This is a genomic window from Serratia sp. LTN-2, from assembly GCF_059740205.1.
Genome location: NZ_JCAXDO010000058.1, coordinates 1 through 1,591 on the forward strand (window position 1 = coordinate 1; position 1,591 = coordinate 1,591).

The 1,591-nt window shown below is 58.3% G+C and carries 2 protein-coding genes; one reads left to right on the plus strand and one right to left on the minus strand.

The window, feature by feature from the left end; genetic code table 11:
* Window positions 1–66: 66 nt before the first annotated feature.
* Window positions 67–228: a hypothetical protein gene (locus tag AC6BYQ_RS28260; protein ID WP_498057907.1), complete on the minus strand. Its 162-nt coding sequence runs from the start codon at window positions 226–228 to the stop codon at window positions 67–69.
* Between AC6BYQ_RS28260 and AC6BYQ_RS28265 the strand changes: the two genes are divergently transcribed.
* Window positions 227–1,450, plus strand: coding sequence for an IS91 family transposase (locus AC6BYQ_RS28265; RefSeq protein ID WP_498057908.1), 1,224 nt, complete (start codon window positions 227–229; stop codon window positions 1,448–1,450). The genes AC6BYQ_RS28260 and AC6BYQ_RS28265 overlap by 2 nt on opposite strands.
* The last annotated feature ends 141 nt before the right edge of the window (window positions 1,451–1,591 follow it).

Consider the following 1,591-nt stretch of genomic DNA (forward strand, 5'->3'; position numbering starts at 1 on the left):
GAACGTAGCGCACCTGCGGTGCGAGCACGGCAGCGTTGCTGCCTCAACCGTCTTTAAGCCCCAGCCTCACATCAACATCGGTGCCGCCTGACGGCTCGGCGGCTCGCACGGTGGCGCATCCTCCACCGTCGCGCTGACACCGACATAAAATGAGCACGCCTGCGACGTGAGCCGGCTGGCGCCGACGCCCTTTTCCTGTCCCCTGCCTCCCTGTAGACTCTGCACCATGTATATTCCCCGGCCGGCAAAGCTGCTGTTCCAGCACGATGATGGCTGGAGCCGCTATCTCGACAAACACGGCGACACCCTCAGCGACTGGACCAAACTCGCCGTCGAGCGCATGCTCGCCTGCGGCACCTGCACCATGGGCGTGCGCCGTTACTGCTGCGCCTCACCGGACTGCACCCATTCCCGTTTTTTCTGCCAGAGCTGCAAGTCCAAAGCCTGCAGCAGTTGTGGCCTCAAGGCCACCGAGCAGTGGATCGCCGAACAGCAGCACATCCTGCCCGACTGCGACTGGCAGCACATTACGTTTACCATGCCTCACTTGCTGTGGCCGTTCTTCAACAACAACTGGCCCCTGCTCAATGACCTGTTTCGCTGCGCCACCCGCGCCATGCTCCGCTGGGCGCGCCAACAGGGGATCGAAGTCGGTATCTTCTGTGCGCTCCATACCTACGGCCGGCAGCTCAATCAGCACCCGCATATCCACGTTTCTGTCACCCGCGGCGGCCTCGACATCAAACACGGCACCTGGCGGCCGCTGTTCTTTAAAAAGAAAGAGGTAGAGCAAATTTGGCGCAACGCCGTAGTTTACCTGCTGCGCGACAACTACGCGCAAATCAACCCCGGCGCCCTGCAGGGCCTCGGTCATATCCGTAATGAAGACCGGTGGCACCGTTATCTGCATGCCCAATACCGACGTTGCTGGAAAGTGCATTTTGCCAAAAAGACCCGCGGTGCCTGGCGCAGCGTGAAATACCTGGGCCGTTATCTGAAGCGCCCGCCGGTGGCAGCTTCTCAGTTGCGCCACTACCGCGGCGGTGCCGTGGTGCATCAGTATTACGACCACCGCACGCAGCAGCACAAACGCCAGAAAATCAGCCAGGAGGAGATGCTGCAGCGCTACGTCAGCCATATTCCGGCGCGGAATTTTAAGATGGTGCGCTATTACGGTTTTCTGGCCAACCGCAAGCGGGGCTCGCTGCTGCCGAAGGTTTACGACGCGCTGGAGATGACGGTACGGGAAAAACCAAAACGTCCTGGGTTTTCGGTGCTGATGAAAGGCTTCCTGGGCACCGATCCGTACCAGTGTATCCTCTGCAAAGGTCGGCTACGTTTTGCCGGCGCCGTAGCGGGTGAACACGCTACAAAAATGCTCTCTGACAGACTGAATCGGATGGCGAAAAAGCGATGGCTTCAGACCCCGTTACTGGATAAGTGCGCCTGAAAAATGGGGTTTAGAGTAAAAACACAGCAAAACCGGCATTTTCACGCATAATCTATCGCGATACCGCACCAACAGGAGAAGTTGCGCGCTACGGTTAATGGTTAGGGATCCCAAAAAAATGCTTTTGAGATTCCTAACCAT

Coding starts and splice junctions, on each gene's coding strand:
- AC6BYQ_RS28260 (WP_498057907.1), bottom strand. CDS start 228: ATGGTGCAGAGTCTACAGGGAGGCAGGGGACAGGAAAAGGGCGTCGGC.
- AC6BYQ_RS28265 (WP_498057908.1), top strand. CDS start 227: ATGTATATTCCCCGGCCGGCAAAGCTGCTGTTCCAGCACGATGATGGC.